Genomic DNA, 23,675 nt, shown 5'->3' with positions numbered 1-23,675 from the left:
AAAATTAGTAGTCTTCCCGCGCCAACACCATTTCCACCCGGGGCAATCGATACATCCAGGCCCGGCGGGACTCCCCGGGGGCCTGCGGCAGGGGGTGGCTGCCGCCGTATCCGATGACGCGCAGTCGGTTGGCATCGATGTGGTAGTTCGTCTTCAGGTAGCGGGCCACCGCATCGGCACGCTCCCGGGACAGCCGCTGGTTCTCGCCGGCATTCCCGCGCACGTCCGTATGCCCGTTGATCATGACCCGGAAATGGGGATAGTGCTTCAGCCGCGCCACCGCATCGTCGAGCACCCTTTTGGCCATCGCATCGAGTTGCGACGTCCCCTGCTGAAATACAATCGGATCGACCTTCAGCGTACCCACCGTTTTCAATGCATGCCATTGGCTGTCGCTCAAAGGGGAAAATGGCGTCTCCAGCGAACTGACCACCCCCGCAGCGCCACTATTGCCGCCGGGCGTGGTGAAGGAACCGGTCAGGCCTTTGGCAAAGAGGGTGCTCAGAAAGCGGCTGTTGGTCAATCGATACGGGTCGTCATCCGGAATCGGGCTTTCGGGAAAATTGCCGGCATTCACAAGAATCCGGGCGCTGGCCGTAATGGTGTCCACCAGCCCTTCGTCGGCGACCTGGCCCGGTGCGGCAATGCCGAACCACGCTTCGCAATTATCACCGAAGTTGGCCCACCGAACGCCTTTGAGCATGGCCACGACGGCGTCTTTCTCCAGCCCGGTGGCGGACTCGACCTGGTCGGTGAGTAGGTCGGGATTGTCACGGTATTTTTTCAGCACCCGAAAGTAGGTGCCCACCAGCAACCGGACCACTTCCGGCCTCTTCTTGAGGGTTTTGCGTCCGGCGATCAGGATATCCACGATCAGCCGCTCGGTGTCCTCGGTACCCAGCAGTTTGACGATGCCCGGATCGTTCAGGGCACGCGATACATCGGGCTCCCAGCAGACGGCCACATCGGTCTGACCGGCCAGGAGTTTATCCACGGCATCGCGGGAGCCGTTGGTCTCGATGCGCAATTTACCGCGCGGCAACAGCTCCGGTGCATTGAAGTGATCGGCGGCCGCCTTGGCCAGATGATGGCTCGGGCTGTTCGGAGTGAACGCCACGCGGATATCCGCACTCCCTTTGAGTGCATCCAGGCCGGCCACCTTGTCTTTGCGGGCCAGGATGGCGTCTCCGCCCTTGGACTCGTCGATGACCATGACCATGGCCCCGGGGAAGTTGCGGGTCGCCCCGTTGAGAATGAATGAATCCACGGTGGCCACGGCGAAATCGATATCGCCCGCTTTCAGCCGGTCCATCCGGCGACCATAATCGGCCTGGTCGTCTTCGCAGATGAGAATATAGCCGGCCCGGCGCATGGCCGCTTCCATCTCCGGCGACCGCAGGATAAAGTAGCCGACCCAGTTATCCAGGGCCACGACGATTTTGCCTTTGGTTTTGGCTGCGTCGGTGGTGGCCTGCTGTTCGCTGTTTTCAAAATAGGGCAGAAAAAATTTGACCGCCAGGGCGCCAATGACAACGATGACCACCATGAGCAGGGCACCCACGAGATTTCGATTCATTCCGGCAACACCTCCTGTCGCTCGTCATGCTGGAATGGGGATGCGGCAGGCAGCCGGCTATTCGGAGAACGCATCGTCGTCAAAGGATTCCGATTCCGCCAGGACCGCTTGCAGTCCCTGCTGCAGCTGCGCCGGATTGTCCGCGGACTTGTAGATGGTGCGACCCGGCTGGTTCAGGGCGTGTTGCTCGCCGATACAAAACCCGATGCTGTAGATCGTGATCGGCGAGGTGGACAGAATTTTTTCCACCACATTCCGGAGTCGCTCGCTGGAATCGGCGTAACCGTCCGTAACCACCACAATGGTGTATTCGCCATAGCCCAGTTGGCGTTGTCCCTGTTCGGTAAAGGTTTGATACGCATGGATCATGGCGTCGGACAGGGGGGTTTTGCCGCCAGCCTGGATCAGGCCGATCGTCCGGATAAAGGTATCACGATTGCCGGTGGCCAGCGGCAGGGTCAGCAGCCCCCGCTTGTGGAAGGCATACAGCCCCAGATTGGCGTCGTCCGGTACGCTCTTGGACCAGGCCATTACCGACTTTTTGGCCACATCGATCTTCCGGCTTGCCCCGGAGCACTCACTGTCGTCCATGCTTCCGGATCCGTCAAAAATCAGCAGGTAGTTCCTGGCCATCATATTTTCAGCCAGGTCGCCGCCAGGCTCCTCCTCAGATAAGAACGGCCAGTTGGCCGATTGGGCGACCGGCTGGGGCGGCGCCTGCGGTGCGGGGGCGGCCGGTTGGGGAATTTTATGCGCAGCACCGGCCTGGGGGGGAGGCGGGGGCTCGTCGGAGCAACCGATCAGCGCAAGCGCCAACACCACCAAAAAGAGAAAAAACGGCTTGGTCGTCATTTTCGTCCTCCGTTGACCCATCTTTCAGTCCAGGGGAATAAAGGCCTCGTCTTCGGCTTCGATCTGGATGATCCGGAACACCACCCGCATGTTGCTCAACCACTCTTCCTTGGTCCGGGGCTGCGGGTATTTTGGCTGGTCGATCCCGTGTCCGATCACCGTGAACTGACTTTGATCCAGCGGAACGCCCGCATCCTTTGCGAACCGGATGACACTGTCACGAACGGCAATGGACCGGTTCATGCTCAGATTCTTGGCCGCCTGCCGGGTCCGCTTCAATTCAATGGGAGTGGCCCCTTTCTTTTCCAGGCGACGATATTTATGCGGGTCGCTGTGCCCCTCCACCGTGATCACGGCACCGCCATAAGTCGAGGCCAGATCGACGATCCGCCGAAACCCATCGGCGTACAGGTTTTCCGGGAAGTCATTCTGATTGGGCTGGAAATTGATTTCCAGGCTGAACAATTCCCCCTCACCCAAGGTTCCCATGGCCTGCTTACGGGCCACCACCTGGGCCACGGCAGCCGTTTTGAAACGGGGTGCCGGTACATCGTCGATCCCCGTCAGGCCCTCACGCAGGGAGTCGTAATTCCACCGCGCCTGTTCCAGAGGAGAATTGCGGCCAAGCAAGCCGAGGGTGATGAAGGAGGATTGGATTTCATTCACCAGCCGGTTCATTCCGCGCGGCCATTTCTCATCGCCGAAAAATCGGACGTTGCCCCTGAAGCCGGCAAACTCGCAATCCCCGTACAGGGCTTCGGCATCGGCGGTGGCCTGGGCGCTGTCAAGCAGGATGGCGGCCGACGTCGAAATCAGCGACTGGTAGGCGGACAGGTCCTTCTCCTTGTGTCCGAAACGTGCCTTGAGTTCCTGGGTGCCCAGCAAGAGACCGTGCACGAAGGCTTCGACCCGATCCCGATGGGCCTGGAAGAAGTCGCTGCGAACGGCATACACATCGGCGATGATCCGGTTGGCCGTTTTCGTGGAGAGCATAATGCGAGCGCCCCTCACCGACCCCTCGGCACCGGTGCCTACGGTGCCGTTGGAAGTCAGCATCAATCCGTCGGGGATGATGACGAATGCCGCGTCCACATCTTTTTCGAAAATGGCCTCGGCCGGGGTATCGGCAGTACCGCTCAGGTCCCTGGTCCAGCGGATATCGATATCCGTCAGCGACAACCCGGCATCTTTCAGGATCTTGGCCAGGTAATCCACATGGGGACCATAGGCCTGGATGGCAACGGTTTTCCCCTTTAAATCCCGGGCCGAACGGATGCCGCTTTTGACCACCAGGCAGTCACCACCATTGCTCCAGGTCAATTGATAAACGACCACCGGTCGGGTCCGTGGGTCCTGGTTCAAAACCTCCGCGGCCAGATTGATCATTCCCATGGTGCCGCGCAGGAAAGGGCTCTCACCGCGCATGAACGCGTCGATCTGCTTTTTGAAATCATCCTGGCGGACCAGGTTCAGGGCAAGCCCCTGCTTGGCGAAAATGCTGCCGGCGGCCGTTTTGGCGCTGTTGCCGTTGGCCAGGATCGTGGCCATGTCCCCGCCCCAGGTAATTAACGGCACGGTGATGGATTTGCCGGGTTTGACCTCGCCAACGGCGGTCTTGATTTCCGTGACCAACGGGGGGGATTGAATGGCCGCCGCCATGCTCCAGCAGAGCAGCATGCAAACCAGACTGTTGAGCAAACAACGGCAGACCCTTTTGCATCGCATCGGTTTCATATAATCCTCCATGGGCATCGAATTCTTTCTTAATGGCGTCCGCCTACCTAATCGGCTGCAAAGGCATTTTCCATTAATTTTCACTCAATCTTGATGGTCTCGTAAAAAGTTGCCGTTCAGACGGATTCGTAAGAAGCCCGAGATCAAGGCTTGCGAATCCTGAGGAATGAGGCGTATTAGTAATACTCCGCAGTGACGAAGGATACGCGTAACGCCGATATCGGGATTCTTACGAATCCGTCAATCTTCCAAAAGCGCCGCCTGGGCCCGCCCCTTCTCCTCATCCACAAAATAGAGCAGGACGGCGCCGGCGGCAAACAGGATCAGCACCGAGGCGATACTCCAGCGAGCGGCCAGCGCACCGACGGCGGCAGCCTGTTCGGCGGTCGGGGATGGCGGCATCAATAGCCGGCGCATCAACAGGCCGACACCGCCCACCAGCACCGGTCCGATGATGGCGGCAAACTTGCCCAGCATGTTGTAAAACCCGTAGAACTCGGCCGGCTTGTCCGCCGGGATCAGGCGCGCATAGTACGATCGGGAGAGAGCCTGGATGCCGCCCTGGACCAGGCCGATCACCACCGCGAGAACGTAGAACTCCTCTTTGCGGGTCATGCTGATTCCGAAAAACGTGGCCGCCACGTATACCGCAAGGGCGATGTAGATTCCCCGCCGCGGCCCCGTGCGCTGCCCCAGGCGTCCGAAGGCCAACGCCGCCGGAAACCCGACGAACTGGGTGATCAGCAGCGCCAGCAGCAGGTCGTTGGCGGCGAACCCCAGGCTCATGCCATAATCCACGGCCATGCGGATAATCGTGTCCACGCCGTCGATGTATAGCCAGTAGGCGCAAAGAAACAGCAGTACGGTCTTCATGTGCCGGATGCGGCCGAAGGTGTGCCTGAGCTGGGCGAACCCGCCGGACCAGATGCCGGTGCGGTCCGCGGATGCCTTTGCTGTTTCGGGAACCCAGCAAAGGGTGAAAAGCGTAAAGCCGCCCCACCAGAGGGCCACGCTGAGAAATCCGACCTGCACCGCCTGGCCGGCATCGGCCAGTCCGAAACGCGCCGGCATCATTACCATCAGCACGTTGATTAAAAACAGCAGGCCGCCGCCCAGGTAGCCCATGGAAAAACCGAACCCCGAGACAAAATCCACATCCTTTTCACCGGCCACCTGGGGAAGGAGCGCGTCGTAGAAAATATTGGCGCCGGAAAAACCGATCACCCCCAGGGCGTAAACCACCACGGCCAGCGCCCACTGCCCCTGACCGACAAAATAGAGGGCGGCGGTCATCAGCACGCCCAGGTAGGCGAACAGCGTGAGGAAACGCTTGCGCGCGCAGCCCCGGTCGGCCACGGCCCCCAGAATCGGCGCGGCCAGGGCCACCAGCAATCCGGCGGCCGCATTGCCCACACCCAGCCTGGCGGTACTCAGGTTGACGTCGACCCCGGAACTCCAGTATTGTTTGAAAAAGACAGGAAAAAAACCCGCCATCACGGTGGTGGCAAAGGCGGAATTGGCCCAGTCGTACATGGCCCAGCCCCAGACGGCTTTTCGGTGTGGCTTCATGATCCGGTTGCTCCTTATCGAATGCAGCCATTCTACCTTGAATCCACAAGCCGTCAACCCTGATTGGCACGCAGATGAATTTCCTTCGACGGAGAAAGCCGGTTTTGGGAATGGATACGAACAACAACAACTTCTCGCTGCCAGTGTCGTTTCAGGATGGGGATTTCGATACGCACTTCAAGGTCTTCTACGAGTTGATGGCCAACCGGGTAACCGAAATCCTGCTGGTGGCCAGCCCCTATGACGCCTATATTCTCGAGGAAGACGGCAGCCTGGCCACCAAGCTGATCAACGAATACCGCGGGCTGAACCTGAGCCGTCCGCCGCGCATCACCCAGGCCGCCACCGCCGCCCAGGCGATGACCATGCTGGACGAGAAAGCCTTTCACCTGGTCATCGCCATGCCGCATCTTGACGACATGGACATATTCGACCTGGGGCGGCGGATCAAGGCGGCCCATCCCGACCTGCCGGTGGTCTGTCTGGCCCATGGGGTACGAGGGGTCTACCCGCCGCCGGAGGGCAAGGACTGCTCGGGCATCGATCAGTTTTTTATCTGGTTGGGTGATGCGGACCTTTTGCTGGCCATCGTCAAAAGCATGGAAGACCGGCTCAATGTGGCCGCCGATACCCGCCGAGCCATGGTGCGCGTGTTGATCCTGGTGGAGGATTCCCCTCTTTACACTTCCTATCTGCTCCCGCTGATCTACAAGGAGGTGGTCAACCAGACCCAGGAAGTACTCGAAGAGAGCCTCAATCAGGAGCACCGGCTGCTCAAAATGCGTGCCCGGCCAAAAATTCTCGTGGCCAAGAATTATGAACAGGCCATTTCTCTTTACCGCCAGTACAGTGACTATCTTTTCGGCATCATCTCCGACACCCGCTATCCCAAAGGCGGAACGCTCACGGCCGATGCCGGCTACACCTTCCTGTCGGAAGTGCGCCAGGCCATTTACGACCTGCCACTGCTCCTGATCAGCAACGAGCCGGAAAACAAAACCCTGGCCGCACGCATCCCGGCAACCTTCCTGGACAAAAACAGCGATGCCCTGCTGGATAAGATCCACCATTTTTTCCGTAACAGCCTGGGATTTGGCGATTTTATCTTCCGCCGGCCGGGCGGCAGCGAAATCATCCGTGCCGCCAACCTGAAAGCGCTGGAGGAAATCCTGCCTTCGGTGCCCGACGAATCGTTGCTCTACCATGCCAAACGCAATCGGTTTTCCAACTGGATCATGGCACGCAGCGAAATCGCCCTCGCCTCGCGGTTGAGAAAAGCCAGGGCCGCCGATTTTCCCGGAGCGGATGCCATCCGCCAGTTCATCATCAGTCACATCCACGCCTTACGCAAATGGCGCCAGAAGGGCGTGGTGGTACAGTTCAACTCCAGCGATTACGACCCGGACATCTCTGACTTCGCAAAAATCGGCAACGGATCGTTGGGCGGAAAAGCCCGCGGACTGGCCTTTGTAACCAATCTGCTGCGCAAATCGACCGATCTGGAGCAGCATTACCCGGACGTGACCATCCGCGTGCCCCAGACCCTGACCATCACCACCGAGGGATTCGATGCCTTTGTGGCCCACAACGGTCTGGATCCATCGGCCATTACCGATCTTTCCGACGACGATATCGCCGCCATGTTTCTGAACGCCGGGATGCCACCCTGGCTGGACGACCAGTTGGCCGACTACCTGCGGTCGGTCCACCACCCCCTTTCCGTCCGCAGCTCGGGTCTATTGGAGGATGTCCATCATCACCCCTTCACCGGCCTTTACAAGACCTACATGGTCCCCAACAACCATACCGATTTTGCGGTGCGCTGCCGGCAGTTGACCAGTGCCGTGAAGCTGGTCTACGCCTCGACCTGGTTCCGCGAACCACGAACCTTTCTGAAAGGCACCGCCTATCGGCTGCGTAGCGACCAGATGGCGGTAATCGTCCAGCAACTGGTGGGCAGCCGTCAGGGCGGTTTTTTTTACCCGGACATCTCCGGTGTGGCCCGGTCACACAACTTCTATCCGGTGGCACCGCTCAAGGCCGAGGATGGCGTGGCGCGCATCGTCATGGGATTCGGCCGGGGCATTCCCGAAGGCGAGCCCTCGGTGCGGTTTTCTCCGGCCCATCCCCAGGTAATGCCGCAATTTTCCAAGGTCGAGGACACCCTGGCCAACGTCCAGCGCACATTCTGGGCCCTGCGCCTGGCCGGCATGCCGGACGACCTTTACTTTGAACGGGGGGTCAATCTGGAGATCCGCCATGTGGACGATGCCGAAACCGAAGTGCCGGTGCAGCGCCTGGCCAGCACCTACATTGCCGCGGAAAACCGCATCCGTGACACGGTTCAGGTGCCCGGCAGCCGGATCCTCACGTTTGCCCCGGTGCTCAAATACGATACGTTTCCCCTGCCGGCCCTGCTCAAGGATCTTCTGGCACTGGGCCGCGAGGGCATGGGCTGTCCGGTCGAATTCGAATTCTCCGTCGACCTGAACGGGGATGCAGAAAAGCGCGGCACGTTCAACATTCTGCAAATGCGTCCCATGTCCGCCGGCCAAGACCACCTGGATGTGGCCATCACCGACACCGACGTCGCCCGGGCCTTGTGCTATTCCACCGAAGCGCTGGGGCACGGCCGCAAGCATAACATCGCCGACATCGTGTATGTGCGCCCCGATACCTTCGATCCCGCCCGCACCCCGGCCATCGCCCGGGCCATTGCCGCGTGCAACGAAACCTTTCGGAAAACGAACCGGTCTTACCTGCTGGTGGGCCCGGGCCGCTGGGGCTCATTTGACCGCTGGCTGGGCATCCCGGTAAAATGGCACGATATCGACGCGGTGGGGGGCATGGTGGAAATCCGTAATGATCAGATCAAGGCGGATCCGTCCCACGGATCGCACTTTTTTCATCACATCACGGCCAATGGCATCCCCTACCTGACGATCACCGAAGGCGGAGGCGACACCATTCGCTGGGACCGACTGAAGGCCCTGCCGCACCGCTGCCAGGATGACTATCTGGGGCATATCACCCTTGGCCATCCGCTGATCATCAAGTGCGACGGCAGACAGATGCGCGCCGTTGTCCTTCTGGAAAATTCCAACCCGGTATGATCACCCATTTTCTCAAGCCCGCCGCCTGCGGACCGGTTTCCCCCTGGCGGGACCGGTTGGCAGGTCATTTTCCCTGCGGTCCTAAAGGAAAATCAAAAACCGTCGATAAGGCCCTCAATGAACAACAACGGCCAGTCGGGATCGAACGAACGGTTTCCGGAACTGGCCGTCGCTACCATGAGGAAGGAGTGCCTGTCATGGCTCAAAAAATGGAGATTGTCTTTTTCGACGACCTGGGTTTCGGATGGCTGATGGATGCCGGACAAATTGAACGCCTGCGGGAAAAGCAGACCATTGAAGAAATTCTGATCCAACGATCCCTCGCCGAACTGCTGGGCAAAACCAAATTGATATAATTCCAACGCCCCTTCCCCGCTTCGCGCGCCGGTCAGTCCACCATCGACCCGCCGCAGTGGCCGCCATCGCGCTCCGCCACCAATTTACAAATGATTGCCTCACCAACCCTGCCCGGACAGCCCATGCGCCTTGGGGGTAAAATCCTCAGGGCGCTTCATCAACCCGTTTTTCCCGGCACCCATACCGAAAAGTGGTATTCTATCTATTTTAAAATCGATTTCATCCTTCATTTGACATTTGGGCTTTGGCATTTGGCATTTTCCCACTTTCGGAAATGGTGCGTGTTCAGGAACAGCCGGTTTTTGATTTTACTTGCGATTGCCCTTGGGCCCCACATGATTTGCTCTTGAAAAAATAAGCAGATGCGCTACTGTGATCCGTATGCAAACGAAGTCCTTGAAATGGGTCTTGATTCTTTTGATCGCCATCTTCCTGGTCCCCGTCCCCTGCGCCTGGAGCCAAACCGCCGCCCCTGCAGAAAAGCTGACCCTGATCAGGGCCGTCATGTGCGAAACCATCCAGGAGTATGCACCGGTCAATCCGGCCGTTGTATTTTCCATTGAGCTGGGACGGGTCTCATGCTTCACTGACTTTGACACGGTTCCCAAACAGACCTTTATCCACCATAAGTGGTACCGCAAAGGCAGCTTGATCACGGATAAACGGCTGACCATCAATCCGCCCCGCTGGTCCTCATTTACCAGCATGCAGTTGAGGGAATCCGACAAGGGCCCGTGGCGGGTGGAAATCACCGACGAAAACGACACTATTTTACACACCCTGCGCTTCAGTATTACGGATTAAGCCCCATGGATCCAACTCCATTTTCTCCAGGATTGCGCTGGCAGGATATCGCCGACATCCTGTTCAACAGTTACATCCTCTTCAGGCTTTACGTGCTGTTTCGGGGAACCAACGTCATCCGGATGATTATTGCCATTGCCATGCTCTGGATGACGGAACGGTTGGCCGTGAACATGGGCCTGATCGTCACCTCCTGGGCCATGCAGGGCATCATTACCGCCGCCGCCCTGATCATCATCATTGTTTTCCGCAACGAGATCGCCAGTGTTCTGCAGACCCGCGATTTTAAATCTTTTTTCTGGGGGATTCCCCAACGTCAGGTACGCACGCCGGTGGACATCATTGTGGAAAGCGTCTATGAACTGGCCCGGCGCAAACTGGGCGCCCTGATCGTCCTGCCGCTGAAAAAAGGACTCGAGGCGGTGGTGCAAAGCGGGGTGGTCTGGCAGGGAAAGCTCTCCCGGGAAATGCTGCTGAGCATTTTCTGGCACGGCACACCGGTTCATGACGGTGCTACCATCGTCCAGGGCGATCAGATCACCGAGGTGGCCGCCATTTTACCGCTCTCCAAGCGGAACGACCTGCCCGGCAATTTCGGCACCCGCCACCGTGCCGCCGTGGGCCTTGCCGAGCAGAGCGACGCGCTGGTGATTGTTGTTTCTGAAGAGCGTGGGCGGGTCACCGTCTTCCAGGAAGACAAAATCATTCAGATCAACGACAACATCGAACTCGACCGGATTCTGCGTGAACATGCGGGAGAGGCCGCTGACCGTGGCGGAATGAAACGCCAGACCATGGAACTGAGCATCGCGGCCATGATCTGCCTGCTGAGCATTACGGGCATCTGGTTCAGTTTCGCGCGTGGCCTGGAAACCCTGGTCACATTGGAAGTGCCGGTGGAATTCATGAACCGCGACCCCAAAATGGAAATTTTCTCCGCTTCGGCCAGCAGTGTCAGCCTGCAGCTGTCCGGTTCGGGCTCCCTGATCAAGTCGATTCGCCCCGATCAGGTCAAGGTCAAGCTGAGCCTGGACAATGCGGTGCCGGGCGGCAATCTGGTTCCCATATCAAGAAACACCATCACCCTCCCGCCGGGAATCCAGCTCAAACAGGTGGATCCCCAGGCACTGGAGGTCAACCTCGACGTACCGGTTCAAAAAACCGTGGCGATTCAGGCGGAGTGGTCCGGCAAGCTGCCCAAGGAATTGATTCTGGAAGAGGCCCGGCTGATTCCCGACAAGATCACGATTGTGGGCGGCAGCCTCATGCTCAAGCAGATCGAGACCATCTACACCGAAAAAATCCCCCTGGACGGGATTACCACCGGGGGAACGACAACGGTCAGTCTGGTGCTGCCCCCCTCCTCCCTGAAGTTGGAGAACGGAGCCAAAAATCGTGTGGAGGTGGTGTACAAAGTAAAGCAGCGGCCGGCGTCATCATCCTGATCGGGGATAGATGCCGACCCGGGAAGCACTATAATTGCGGGTCGAAAACACAGTTCTCAGACCCAAAGTCGTCTTTTTCTTTCAAAGGGCAATCGGGAACAAAGGGCACACCGTCGATCCGGTAGAAGTACCGGAACGGTTGAGTGGCCGGCAGCGTCACCTCCCATGCCCCGGAAATGTTTTTGGCCGGCCGCGGACTGAACCGGTCGAGGGATGTGAGCAAAACGACCTCGTGCGCATCTGGTTTTCTGAGGATCAGGGTCACGGCGCGTCCCTCCCGACGATAATCGTGGGCAGCACACCCGGCAATCAGCAGGCAGCCCGCCACAGCCATCCACACCATCGGTTTCAAACCTGGCCCTCCACGGTAAGGATTGAGTTTTCACCGCCGAAATCGTCCCTTTCGCGCCCCGGCAGCGTCGGATCCGCCATTTGGCGATCCCCGTCAAGAATATAAGCGAAACGGTGCTCACCGGAGGGCACCTTCAGTTGAACTTCCCAGTAGCCACTGTTCCCGACAGGCTGCAGGGGCCTCCGCTGCCAGCCGGTAAAGGAACCGGCCAACTCCACCTGACGGGCGGACGGTTCATAAATGACAAACCGGTTGACTTGGGGTGCCGGTGCCGGTGGAGAAAAAGAAACAAAAAGCAGCAGCGCGGCGAAGGCAAACCCGGCCGTGGCATAGGCCACCGGCCGGATCAGTCGCCTGAGCCAGCGCTGTTTGGCCTCCGGCACCGGCGGACGGTCCGGCAGCATGGCCATATCGACAGGCATGCGCAACCGCTTCTCCTGCAGGAGGAGTTCGCGGGTATCCTGGTAAAAGGGCTGCTCCGAATGGATTTTGTCCACAAATTGGACTTTTTCGTCAAGGTCCAGTTCATTGTCAATATACATGCTTGCCAGAAAGTCGTCCATCAGCCACCTCCTGAACCGAGTATTTCCCTTAGCCTTGTCCGGGCCCGGTGTACCTTTACCTTGACGTTGGCCTCGCTCAGATTCAACACCCGGGCAATCTCGCGATAGGTAAGATCCGCAGTGACCACCAGGGAGATCAGCTCCCGTTCCACCGGCGCCAATTGTCCGATGGCCGCCAGCATACGGGCCAGCGCCTCTCGATCGATCATCTGCTGCTCCGGATCGCCGGCCGGGTCCGGGTGGGCATCCACATCGGCCATCGGATCGGCTCTCTTTTTACGCAACGCATCCAGCGCCGCATTGCGGGCGATGGTGTAAAGCAAGGTGCGGCTCTCCTGCTCGCCATAACGGCCCAGGTAACGGACAAAGCTCTCCTGCACCAGTTCTGTGGCCATGTGGGTGTCTCCCGTCATGCGCAGCAGATACGCGTACAGCCGCCCCTTGTTTTGGTTGTAAAAATTGGCCCCGTTTTTCACTGGTCCCATTCAGCGATTGTCCGGAAAAAATACTGTCGGCAAGCAATCCGCTGGCTCACTTTTCAGGGGAAAGCCTCCTGCGACTTACCGGCCGGCACTAAGTCAGATGTCGTGGTGTCTTGTTTACGGTTCGACGATCCGGTACCACCCGCCTTTCGGGAATATGGATAGAGTGGTGGAACTGCCGGCGGTCGATTGAACATCGACAATCGATTATTGCGTTTTCGTATGCCAATTGAAAACTCATGACAAGGTTGCCTCTGGCAAGCGGGTTGGCTACTTTTCTGCGGATGGATTGTATATGAATATCGCGCCGGTTTCGTTAACAGTTTTCGGTTCATCCTGGTCTTCCAAGTAGAAAGTGCCGTCCACAACCACATCAACGGTGCCACTCAAATCAAGCACCTCGCCTTCAATATATTCACGATCAAATTCGATGATCAGGTTGTCGTCGATGTAGCAGTACCGAAGGGAAATGGCATCGACCACGATCGAAACGGTCGGTTCGTCATCGCCGCCGGAATCGTAAGAGATCGTCATCGTGATGCCACTCGGGTCTTCGATGACCACCTCATCTTCCTCGAGATAGTATGGGATGATGGCCTTGACGGTGTTGTCGTCATTATTGTTCTTTCTATAATTCTCAGTATTGGTGTTGCTGTTGACCACGATTTTCGATGGTGCAACGACCATGCTGGCACAAATGATCGGCACATATAACAGGCTGATAGCAACGAATGCCGACAGGATCATGAAAAATCTTGCACGAAACGAAGATGAGGTTATCGAACGCATGTAAGCCTTCCTTTCTCGAATAGAAACTGCTTGGTTTAAAAATTGAGGTCGAATCAGGATTATTCCAGAAAATCTACCTTGCGCCACCGGATCCACCACCACCGGAACCGCCTCCAGATCCGCCGCCCCCGGATCCACCACCAGATCCACCGTTTCCAGACCCGCCACCACTGCCATGACCGCTGGAACTTCCGCTCGTGCCGCCCTTACCGATTGAACCGGCATGCTGGCTGGCAATTTGGCGGGGGGAAGCAAAGCGGATCTGTTTGGCCATCCGATGGCGCAACTGCTTCATTTCCCGGTAGGTGTATCCATTTTGCAAGGCCTGTCCCAGGGTCTCGGCAACCTCCGTCGAGGGGATACCCAGGCGCGCCATGGTGCGTACGGTCTGCATGGTCTGGATAGCCAATTCCATTTTTTCCGCACGGTTGCGGGTCTGCTGGCGGGTCCGCACCTGAAGTTGCGCCATCACGGCTTCCATGTCCGCAGTTTGCATGCCTGCCGCCAGGCTGTCCGCAACGGCCCGGGTGGCGGCATCGATCCGGGATTCAACAGGTAGAGAGCGGGCCATCCGATTGGCCACCGCGTACCGATTGCGCACGGTCTCCATGGCACGGACGACCTGCTCTTCACCGGCTTTTTTGGCCATCCCCTCCATGGCTTTGTTCATCACCGGCTCGGTGGGCAGCCCTGCCCTGGCGGCATCCATCACCACTTGCCGGGCCTGCACCTGGATTTGTTGCCGGAAGCGGTTCTGGACCATCTGAGTCAACATTTCACGCGCCGGCGTTTCGGGAATCCCGAGGTCACTCATTTCACGGATCTGCTGCTGAATGCTTTGCATGGCCGCCTGGGAGAGTTCTTGCGATTCCTCGGCAAACGCCACCGCCTGAAAACCGGCGATGATAAAAACGATCAGTAGAATTCTTTTCATATGTCCTCCAGGTCTGTAATTGTATTTCTTAGCATTTAAACGGATCACATAGGAAATGGTTACAAGGCAACTGCATTTTTTTCCAATGCGACGATCCTCAAGCAGACCCGCTGAAACACGAAAAGAGGAAGGGGAGCTTTTGCCGGGAAAATTATAGAAGGTTCTTACTTGGAATTCAGGCGCGCCCCGAAAGTAGCATTCCGAAGCGCGCCTGATAGGATTGTTAGTTGGTTAGCACTTCTGTTTATTCAGCGGCTACGTTGGCATCGAACACCGGCGGCATAATGCGGCGGAAGACGATATCACTGCCTTCGGCCCCTTCATCCAACCAGCTGCCGTAGAAACGGGAACCGTCCGGCGTCATACGCAACTGCACTTCGCCCTGCTCCTGGTCGCCTTTGGCCATCCAGTCCCAACCCGTAACCGTTTCACCGGCATTTGCCCCATCACTGTCAGGGTTCACCACCCATTCCTTTTCATAATACGTTTCCCCCTTATCGACGGAAACGCTCCAGAACAAATCCTGGGGGACCGGTTCTTCCTGCTCACCGGTTTCGGGATCCTTTTTGGGGTTGGTGGATGTTCCATAGGCGACATAGAAAACAGCCGCATCCTGCTTGTCTTCCGCAATACCGGTCCAGACGCCGCCGGACTTGATCGTTCCCGGGACAGCTACGATACGCGGCTCGATCACCGACTCCTTGTGGTTCGGGAGTTGTGAGAGATTGCGCATCGCTTCGAATTCGCCAGCCTCGTAGAAGTTGCACTCCTCGACCTTGTCACCGGCACTTTGCGTACCGCTCGGGTAGGTCCAGGTTCGACAGTGATCAACCCCGCTTCCATCAGGATCGGTTATCCAGGTCTGGCCGCCGTCAAACGACCGGCGAATGTAAAAGTTGTAGTTGTCATTCCCGTTGCGGGCAGCCGCCCAGTTGGCAGTGTAGCTGAAGCCCACGGTAACAAAGTCGCCGCGGATGGCACCGCGATGGGCGCGGGCATCGTCAAAGGGGTTTCCTATGGTTTGCATATTCCCATCTGCGTCGTAAACCAAATCGCCATTTTCGTCATAGACCCTCGCGCCGGTGGGATCATCCAGGTTTTCAACGGTCTGGGTCCACTCAACGACTTTGACCGCTCCATAGGCATCGTCCTGGTCAGGATCGCCCTGGCTATCAGTTGTGACCGTCGGCGTCACCGAACTCACGTTCTGGACACCGTCGGCGTAGTAGCCTTGGCCACTGTCTGGATCCACGACCCAGGTACCGACAATGCAATCTGCGTCGTAGGGGTTGAACGTGTTGCTGTCCGCATCCTCGATATTGTATCCGACAAGAATGCCATCTTTTTGCTTGGCTACTTTTTTATAAGTAGTTCCATATTCAGGAATTACCCAACGCCGCAACAGGATATCCGAAGGACGGCCTGATCCCTCGGGGCCCTGCTTGTGCACCATCAACTGGGTGGTACCGGTCGTGCCGAAAGCGCCAAGCCCCTGGGGCAGGAAACGGCCGCGCCGGGCGTTCTCGTATGCCAGTTGGGAACGACCCAGGTAGTCCAGAATTTCAGCTCCTTCTTCGTCCACCAGGTAGACCAGTTCCCCCGGGTCAACATAGTTGTCGTCATCGGCATCGATAAACTCGGGACGGTTGACGATACGGCCGGCAGAGACCAGATCCGGGTTCTTGAAGTCAAAGCTGTGGTAGATGACATTCTTGCCCTCTTCGGGCAAATAGGCGTCGTTACCTTCCCCGGTTCCGTCTTCTGGCTGTTCACCGGTCCCGACATCCTCCGGAGGCCCGGCGCCGGCGCCCTTGGTCTCCTCGTAGGTGATGATCGCCCAGGCACTGACGCCGATCGAGCCGTCGGGTTTGGTGAAGGCATACGGCTGCAGGAAGATGTTGCCGCGCGATGCACCGGTGTCGCCGTCGAGCAGGCGGCCGTCCTCGGTGATGGCAACATGCTTGATTTCATCCTCATAGTTTGTAAACTTATAAAATCCGTTCTGGTTGATACCAGCAGGCGCGCCACTGACGTTACCGGCATCGATCAATCCGTGTACCATGTATGCATAGGCGTGCGTCCCATCGGCATCATCGGATGTTGCATCGGGGTTTGTTATCGGGATATAGCCCAAAGCGTTATACTGTGGGTGTTCGGGATCTTTATAATTGTCATCAACAACAGGGATCCCAGTTGAGTTTCCGTTCTCATCGACCCCCAGTTCGACCATAATATTGTCGGTATTGACAACATCGTTGTCCGTCAGGCGCACCGGCAGGGACATGGGCACCAGGGCCTTGGGGCGCGAGACAACGTCCAGTTCATGCTCGGGGTCACCGCCCGCTACAAAATTCTCGTCAACCGTGGTGTGGTCGCCCCAAGCCAGATAACTGTACCAGATGTCGGTTTTGTGGCTGGTCGTGGCGCCGCCCCAGCCCGGTCCGGGACCGAGGGCTTTGCCGGGCTTGACGCCATTAGGGTCTTCCTGCCAGACCATGGCAAACCCGGCACTTCCCGCCGCACCCACAAAGATCTGGTTGACATCGCGGCGGCCGCTGGTGACCCGCTCGGGTTTGAACCAGACGATATCGCCGGCAAACTCACCGACCCCGTTGTCTACATCATTGGCGGTGGCAATCACCCCGCGGCAGACCCACAGCGCGGAATGGGGAACCTCGAGTGCAGCATAAGGGGTCTCGGCTGCATCGGTAAAGCCATCTTCGGTGTAATCATGGGAGCGTTGCGGTCCGGCCACGCCCCAGATATCATCGACCGCATAAGGATCGTCGTAAGGATATTCATCCCCCTCGTCGACATCCGTTGTTTCGGGATCATCCGCTTTTATTGCATAACGGGGTTTGCCCCCTCGTGCATATTTGCTCGACCAGGCGACGAGGACCTTGTTTCCCTTTACCTGGAAAACCGGTTTTTTGCAGCCGCCGTAATACGGTTCGCCGTTGGCAGTCGTGAACGATGAACGATCGGCCATGCGCGACAGGTTCTTGCGCTTCCAGGTCTTACCGTCGTCTCTGGAAACCGCCGCATAAACGTCATGCTCACCGGTTACGGGATCCGCGTCGGTGTAGGTCACGATGATCGGCTTAGCCTGCGTGGTAGTGCGGATCAGCTCACCGGCCTCGTCGTAGTACTCGATCTCCTCGCCGAGATCCGTCAGCAGGTCGTCGTTGGCGCGCCGTGCGTCAAACCACACCGTTGCTATATTCATCTTGGCCTTGGCGCTGGCCAGGTCCGGCGTCTTAGAAACGTTCTTGCGGAACATGGGGTTGTTGACCGTCTCTTCCAGATGCGCCTGGGCATCCTCGGCGGAAACCGCAAGAAGCGCCACCGGCGTTTCCAGGCTTGCCGCGCAATCGATGGTTCCCTGGATCAGGGTCTCGATTTGCTCATCATAGGCAAAATCGGGGTACGGGACACCCTGTGCCTCCAGACAACCGGCAATTTCCGGCGTAATCGAAATACCGCTTTTGGGGCTGGCATCCGCATCCAGGCTCTGCAGCAGGCGGGCCATGTTGATGACCCGCGGGTCATCGGTATCGGCCAACGGGTATAAATCCAGTGGCGAAGTCTTGTGGTCGGCCACACCATAACCCAGCTCGACCGACCCGATGGCGATCTCCACTTCTTCACCGGGAAAATAGTCGAAGGCACCGTCCACATCAGTAAGCCCCTCATAGGTCGGCGTCTGCACGCTGAGACCCGCGACGGGCGAATCGATGAAATGGCCGGTCTTGGGATGGGCCATCTCATACTTGAACCACCAGCCCCAGCGGCCGCCGTCAAAGGCAATGACCTCTTCGGCCTCGTCAACGACCCATGATTTCTGGGCCTTCTGATGCTCGACCTTGGCGACCTTGCCCTTGCCGGTACTTTTCACCTCGGTCGCCTCGGAGCCTGAGACCTCGCCGGTCGCGGTGTCGGCAACGATGCTCTCCCCGTCTACCGCGACCACGGTTCCATCGGTTCCGGCCAGGGTTTCATCGGTAGTTGAGCTGTCCTCTTCGGCAACGATCCAGGTCACCAGTTCGGGCACGACCCAGGCGCCGGTTTCTTCCACCACTTGGCCGCTATCGTCCAATTTGACCAAGTTCACGAAGATAGCAACGCCCTGGACCCGCAGATCCGCAAAAGGTGCGCCCCACTGGAAACCCAGGTCCTCACCCAGATCCAGCACCAATGTGCGCCGGAAAGGATGGCCGTCTTCGTTGGCCTCGTTGATATAGGGAAGGTTAAAGGTCTCCTTGTAATCGAAGTGCCCGATTTTCGGGTTGCCGGTGGTGGTCAACGGCGGGCTGTAATCCTCGCCTGCGCCCAAGTCTACATGGTAGCTCTTGACCCGCCAACCATCGGCGGGGTCGATCTGAATATGCAGCTTGTCGCGGGAATTCCAGATCCCGCCGTCTCCGACCGAGACATGGTCTCTCCCTGCAAAAATCTCTAGCGCAACCCGGCCAGGTCCATAACCGGTCCCGGTTGCCATGGCTGCAGGAGCGGCCACGAGCATAATACCGGCCGCTGCCAGCAGCAGTGTGGTGATGATGGTTCGTTTGTGTTGCATGATGTCGCTCTCCTTTTCTTGGGTTAGTACTTTCGCAGCCAAATCCTCTGCGTATCGATACTGTAATTGCCTTGTGGGAAAGGCCGCGTATGCTGGATATTCAGGATGCGCGGAAGCGGGTCAACGGGTGTGCGGTGAAGGCGGCCTTGGCCTGTTTGAATTCAATGCATGTGCCATCTCCCAGGAAAATCGGGAGACAGGCCAGACAAGCATATTTTATAATTATATTCATATAGTTATAAATAATAATTCGAATTGAAAAGCATTCTTGATGGCATTTCAACCTGACACAAGACACACATGTGTGACATGAAAATGTGTGTCAGCGGAGAGAAGTAAAATACCAGGAACATTCTTGGTCGTCGGGATCTCCGAAGGGGCAAGGCGTCGGAAGAAAAAGCAGGGTCACCCCTTGAAGGGCAGGAAGGCAGAAAAAGCGCATTTCTCCGGCCTTAATTTGGCTCTCAACACAGACGGAAGGAGTGTTATTGAACGATCTTATACTTTTCTATTTTACGGTAGATCGTCCGGCGGCTCATACTCAACAGACGGGCGGCCTTGGCCTTGTTGCCGTCGGTTTTTTCAAGGGCTTTTTGAATGTTTTCGGCCTCGCTGCGGCGCTCCAGGCTGTTGAACTGTGGGATGCCGCCGGCCTGCGATTTCAGGTCCGCCGGCAAATGGGATAGGGTAATGATCGGCTGCCCACACAGGATGAAGGCATGTTCCATAACGTTCTCGAGTTCCCTGACATTGCCCACCCAGGCATGTCGCAGAAATAGCTTTTCCACGTCGGAGGACACTGCCTTGACGGCCTTATTGAATTTACGGTTGAATTTCTCGATCATATGGCGAGTAAGCAAAGGGATATCTGCCTTGCGCTGCCGCAAAGGCGGCAAATGAATCTGCACCACTTTCAGCCGGAAGTAAAGATCTTCGCGAAAATTTCCTTCTGCCACACGGGCGGCAAGATCACGATTGGTGGCTGCAACTACCCGTACATCCACCTGGACCGGCCGGGTGCCGCCTACCGGATCGAAAGTGCCAGTTTCAATTACCCGTAACAACTCCAGCTGCATTTTGGGAGAAATGTCGCCGATCTCATCCAGAAAAAGGGTTCCCCCGTCGGCTTTCTGGAAGCGACCGATCTTGTTCGCCATCGCTCCGGTGAAAGCCCCCTTAACATGGCCAAACAGTTCGCTTTCAAGAATGCCCTCGGCGAGAGCGCCGCAATTGACCTTGACCAGGGGGCCGGCAGCGCGCCCGCCCGTACGGTGCAGGGCATCAACGGTCAATTCCTTTCCCGTACCGCTCTCACCGGTGACCAGCACGGTGGTCTGGACATCGGACAACGCTCGGATCAGTTCCTTGACCTGTTTCATGGAAGTACTCGTGCCGACAATGCGGTCAAGCGCGCTATTTTTGCCCGCATGTTTCTCAAGATCAAGCAGCCGGGTCTCGTCTCGGAGCACCATGACACAGCCAGAGAACGTCCCCCTATGATCCATCAGCGGCGTGGCTTGGACACTGACAATCTGCCTTACTTTATCCTTTCGATGGCACTCGATATGGCGTAACGCCACTGCCTCCCGGGTCTCCAAGGCCTCTTTGAGCACTTCCACACAAGCACCGCCGCATCCCCGGTTCGCCGTCCGGATAAATGCACCCGGTGAGTCATCGTGGGAAAATCCGCAGAGGGCGACGGCAGCAACGTTGACGTCCACCACACGCATTTTTTCGTCAACCGTCACGATGCCCTCTTTAACACTTTTGAAGATGGCGTCGATGTTGGACCGGTATTTATCCTTTTCATCGGAAAGCTGTTTGTGTCGAAGTGCCAGACTGGTAGCCTTGAGCAGGTCCGGTTGGCGGATGGGTTTCGTAAGATAGTCGAGTGCGCCAAGGCGGACCGCCTCGGCAGCCGTGCCGACGCTGGGCGCACCGGTAATAATGATCACTTGAGCGTTGGGATCTTTGCACTTGGCCGCACGCAGCAAGTCGATGCCGGTTTTTCCCTCCATGATAATATCCACGAAAAGGAGATCGAAATCAGCAATCGATAGTAAGTCAATGGCCTCGTCGTAGCTGGCTGCCGTGGTCACTTGATAGCGGGCCTCGCTCAGAAAACTCTCAAACGTAAAACGGATGCTCTCTTCATCGTCCACAACCAGAATTTTTTGACTCATGGTCGCCTTACCATTCAGTTTACACAATGGACAGGGATCTCGACGATCACCTTGGTAAATGCCCCTTCCACACTGCTGAACCGGAGTGTTCCACCATGGTTTTTCATGATCTGATGGCTGATGCTCAACCCTAGTCCGGTGCCTTTCCCCTTGGGCTTGGTAGAATAGAAGGGACGCATGATCTTTTCTATCAAATCCGACCGGATACCCATGCCCCAGTCGGTAAAACAGGCCCGTATGACCGGCCGACCGTTGCTGGTAGCCATACGGGCGCTGATATCCACCCGTTTGGATTCATGTGCCTGTTTGTATTTTTCATTCAAGGCATAACGGCTGTTGCTGATCAGGTTCATGAAAACCTGCTGAAGTTCCTGAGCCTTGGCCGCAAACGGCATCAAGTCCTCATCCAGGTCCAGGGTGATCTGAATTCCGTCCTTGCGCAGTTGGGCATGCGTCAAAGTCAGCGCATCCTGAATGATGTTGTTTAAATTGACCAGATCCTTTCTCTCGGTGTCCCGGCGGGCAAAGGAAAGCAAGCTTTTCACGATGGTGGCGATCCGATCGCTTTCTTTGATAATTCGTCGCGAAACATCGTTCAGGAAGTCATCGTCGGTGGTTCTGTTGACCAGCAGTTGCCCGTAGTTGATAATCCCGTTGATGGGGTTGTTGATCTCATGGGCCACCCCGGCGGCCAGTTCGCCGATGGCGGCCAGGTGCTCCGAACGGATGGCCGCTGCAGTTGAAGCTTTGCGTTCGGTGATGTCCCGGCGGGACACCAGGGCTTTTTTCTGGCCGTCCTCGTCAAGAAATGGTGTATATGTGTGCTCAAAACTCTTCCCTGCCGGGGTATCGAACTCGAAACGCTGGATTTTTCCGGTAGATAGGGCCTGGCGCATCAGACAATGCTCACAGGGTATATTTATACCCCGGAATACATGATGGCAAAAACATCCGCTCACGCATCCCGTTTGCTTCTTGAGGACTTCGTTCTGATACTCCAATTCAAAATCGGCATTGACAATACCAACTGCTTCCAGTTGGTGGAAAAGTATTCGGTGAAGTTTGTCCCTTTCGGATTCAAGAACCCGCTGGGCGTTCTTCAGTTCGGTGATGTCCCTGAATGACTCAACAATACCGGTAATTGCGCCATTGGGATCCTTGAACGGTGTCGCCGTCAGGATACAGTCCAACCACGATCCGTCGGTTTTTCTTTTGTTCACTTCAAACTGGTCTTTGGTTCTACCGGTCAAAATGGTCTTCAACGGGCAGTCGTCAGTATGGCACATGCTGCCGGCAAAGACATCGTAGCATCGTTTTCCGACCGCATTCTCACAATCGATGCCGGTGAGTTCTGAAAACGCCCGATTGACCTTGAGGATAGTAAACTGATGATTGATCACCCGCATGCCCACCGACGCTGTCTGGAAAATCTGATCCATCTCTGCATGGGCCTGACGAATGTCCTGACGCATCCGGCGCTGTTCACGGATATCAAAAAAAGCTTCCAGAAGATGTTCTCGCCCACAGTACCGGACTCTGGCGACACTTTTCAAAACGGGAATAACCTCACCTTCCCATGTCAGCAGCTTACGTTCGGAAATATCAATGGATTGCCCCCGGTCAAGCACCGGACACCTGCCTTTCGCTGCAGGGCATAAGAACTTATGGCAGGCGTTACCAAGAATTTTATTGGCTGGAGCTTTGACCATTCTCTGGGCATTGGCGTTGGCGTAACTGATTTTTCGGGTCGCGACGTCAATCAGGATGATGGCGGCCGGATTATTCTCGAGGATCAGGGCTGTCTCCTTTTCCCGTTGGATCACTGCAGCTTCGGCACGCTTGCGCTGATTAATGATAATCTGCCCGTAAAAGCTGAAAATGACCAGAATCAACGCCACAATCATGCGCATCCAGATTTCATGGATGGTGGGACTTAAAATCTGAAAGCCAAGGGACCCTTCTTTGAAAATGTACGTATGGACAGCCGCTTCGATAAACCAGTAAATGATACCCAACGCGGTTCCCGCCATGACGAGGTTTCTGGATAAACCGTCAACGATTTTATTAAGCCTCCATTTCATCCAATTCTTTCTATAGAAAAATGTAAAAAAACAGCTGGGTCAGTAAAAAATTTTTAGAACTTTTTTACAAAAGCAATAATCATTCCTATTTCAGAATGGCCAACAATTATAAAATATTTAATATTTTCAATTAGATAGAATATTACTCATTATCAATATATTTTATTTCGTTCTAATATTAGTTACTTAATTTCACAATCATTGAGGTCTTTTTTTCACATGCAAACCGATACCTGACATGGCCACATCCCCTGACGGGCAAACC

At 56.7% G+C, this 23,675-nt stretch carries 16 protein-coding genes; 4 read left to right on the top strand and 12 right to left on the bottom strand.

Annotation, left to right across the window (positions count from 1 at the left end; genetic code table 11):
• Positions 1-4: 4 nt before the first annotated feature.
• The 4 genes from GN112_RS26870 to GN112_RS26855 form a co-directional block, all read right to left on the bottom strand.
• Positions 5-1,576, bottom strand: a complete 1,572-nt coding sequence (locus GN112_RS26870) for a phosphate ABC transporter substrate-binding/OmpA family protein (protein ID WP_155312981.1) — start codon at positions 1,574-1,576, stop codon at positions 5-7.
• A 57-nt stretch (positions 1,577-1,633) separates the two neighbouring features.
• Positions 1,634-2,428: a vWA domain-containing protein gene (locus GN112_RS26865; RefSeq protein WP_162459134.1), complete on the bottom strand. Its 795-nt coding sequence runs from the start codon at positions 2,426-2,428 to the stop codon at positions 1,634-1,636.
• 24 nt (positions 2,429-2,452) lie between these two features.
• The gene (locus GN112_RS26860) at positions 2,453-4,162 is read right to left on the bottom strand and encodes an ABC transporter substrate-binding protein (protein ID WP_197743417.1); all 1,710 of its coding nucleotides are present in this window, start codon (positions 4,160-4,162) and stop codon (positions 2,453-2,455) included.
• Positions 4,163-4,402: 240 nt separating this feature from the next.
• On the bottom strand, positions 4,403-5,731 hold the full coding sequence (locus tag GN112_RS26855) for an MFS transporter (protein ID WP_155312978.1): 1,329 nt from the start codon (positions 5,729-5,731) through the stop codon (positions 4,403-4,405).
• Positions 5,732-5,841: 110 nt separating this feature from the next.
• Between GN112_RS26855 and GN112_RS26850 the strand changes: the two genes are divergently transcribed.
• The 4 genes from GN112_RS26850 to GN112_RS26835 all read left to right on the top strand — a co-directional run bounded on the left by GN112_RS26850 (position 5,842) and on the right by GN112_RS26835 (position 11,450).
• Positions 5,842-8,844, top strand: coding sequence for a PEP/pyruvate-binding domain-containing protein (locus GN112_RS26850; RefSeq protein ID WP_155312977.1), 3,003 nt, complete (start codon positions 5,842-5,844; stop codon positions 8,842-8,844).
• The gene (locus tag GN112_RS26845) at positions 8,841-9,200 is read left to right on the top strand and encodes a hypothetical protein (RefSeq protein ID WP_155312976.1); all 360 of its coding nucleotides are present in this window, start codon (positions 8,841-8,843) and stop codon (positions 9,198-9,200) included. The genes GN112_RS26850 and GN112_RS26845 overlap by 4 nt, the downstream gene beginning before the upstream one ends.
• A 382-nt stretch (positions 9,201-9,582) precedes the next feature.
• Positions 9,583-10,005 carry a DUF2914 domain-containing protein gene (locus tag GN112_RS26840; protein WP_155312975.1) on the top strand — a complete coding sequence of 141 codons (423 nt, stop codon included), beginning with the start codon at positions 9,583-9,585 and terminating at the stop codon, positions 10,003-10,005.
• 5 nt (positions 10,006-10,010) lie between these two features.
• Entirely contained in the window at positions 10,011-11,450 is a 1,440-nt protein-coding gene (locus tag GN112_RS26835; RefSeq protein WP_155312974.1) for a diadenylate cyclase, read from the top strand.
• 28 nt (positions 11,451-11,478) lie between these two features.
• Here the strand turns inward: GN112_RS26835 and GN112_RS26830 are convergent, their stop codons facing one another.
• From GN112_RS26830 to GN112_RS26795, 8 genes are all read right to left on the bottom strand, one after another.
• Positions 11,479-11,802 carry an early set domain-containing protein gene (locus GN112_RS26830; RefSeq protein ID WP_155312973.1) on the bottom strand — a complete coding sequence of 108 codons (324 nt, stop codon included), beginning with the start codon at positions 11,800-11,802 and terminating at the stop codon, positions 11,479-11,481.
• A complete protein-coding gene (locus tag GN112_RS26825; RefSeq protein WP_155312972.1) occupies positions 11,799-12,365 on the bottom strand; it encodes a glycogen-binding domain-containing protein in 567 nt (188 codons plus the stop codon). The genes GN112_RS26830 and GN112_RS26825 overlap by 4 nt, the downstream gene beginning before the upstream one ends.
• Positions 12,365-12,850, bottom strand: coding sequence for an RNA polymerase sigma factor (locus tag GN112_RS26820; protein WP_155312971.1), 486 nt, complete (start codon positions 12,848-12,850; stop codon positions 12,365-12,367). Before GN112_RS26820 ends, GN112_RS26825 begins: the two co-directional genes overlap by 1 nt.
• Positions 12,851-13,117: 267 nt before the next feature.
• Positions 13,118-13,813 (bottom strand): hypothetical protein, encoded by a 696-nt coding sequence (locus GN112_RS26815; RefSeq protein WP_155312970.1) that lies wholly within the window; start codon positions 13,811-13,813, stop codon positions 13,118-13,120.
• On the bottom strand, positions 13,710-14,570 hold the full coding sequence (locus tag GN112_RS26810; RefSeq protein WP_155312969.1) for a hypothetical protein: 861 nt from the start codon (positions 14,568-14,570) through the stop codon (positions 13,710-13,712). Before GN112_RS26810 ends, GN112_RS26815 begins: the two co-directional genes overlap by 104 nt.
• Positions 14,571-14,814: 244 nt before the next feature.
• Entirely contained in the window at positions 14,815-19,146 is a 4,332-nt protein-coding gene (locus GN112_RS26805) for a choice-of-anchor O protein (RefSeq protein ID WP_155312968.1), read from the bottom strand.
• A 485-nt stretch (positions 19,147-19,631) separates the two neighbouring features.
• Positions 19,632-21,329 carry a sigma-54-dependent transcriptional regulator gene (locus GN112_RS26800; protein ID WP_155312967.1) on the bottom strand — a complete coding sequence of 566 codons (1,698 nt, stop codon included), beginning with the start codon at positions 21,327-21,329 and terminating at the stop codon, positions 19,632-19,634.
• Between the two features lie 14 nt (positions 21,330-21,343).
• Complete coding sequence (locus GN112_RS26795; protein ID WP_155312966.1) at positions 21,344-23,410, bottom strand: PAS domain-containing protein; 2,067 nt, start codon at positions 23,408-23,410, stop codon at positions 21,344-21,346.
• Between the last annotated feature and the right edge of the window lie 265 nt (positions 23,411-23,675).

Source organism: Desulfosarcina ovata subsp. ovata, assembly GCF_009689005.1.
Taxonomy (GTDB): Bacteria; Desulfobacterota; Desulfobacteria; order Desulfobacterales; family Desulfosarcinaceae; genus Desulfosarcina; species Desulfosarcina ovata.
Note: the sequence above shows the minus strand (reverse complement) of the source record. Positions and strands in the feature narration are given on the sequence as shown.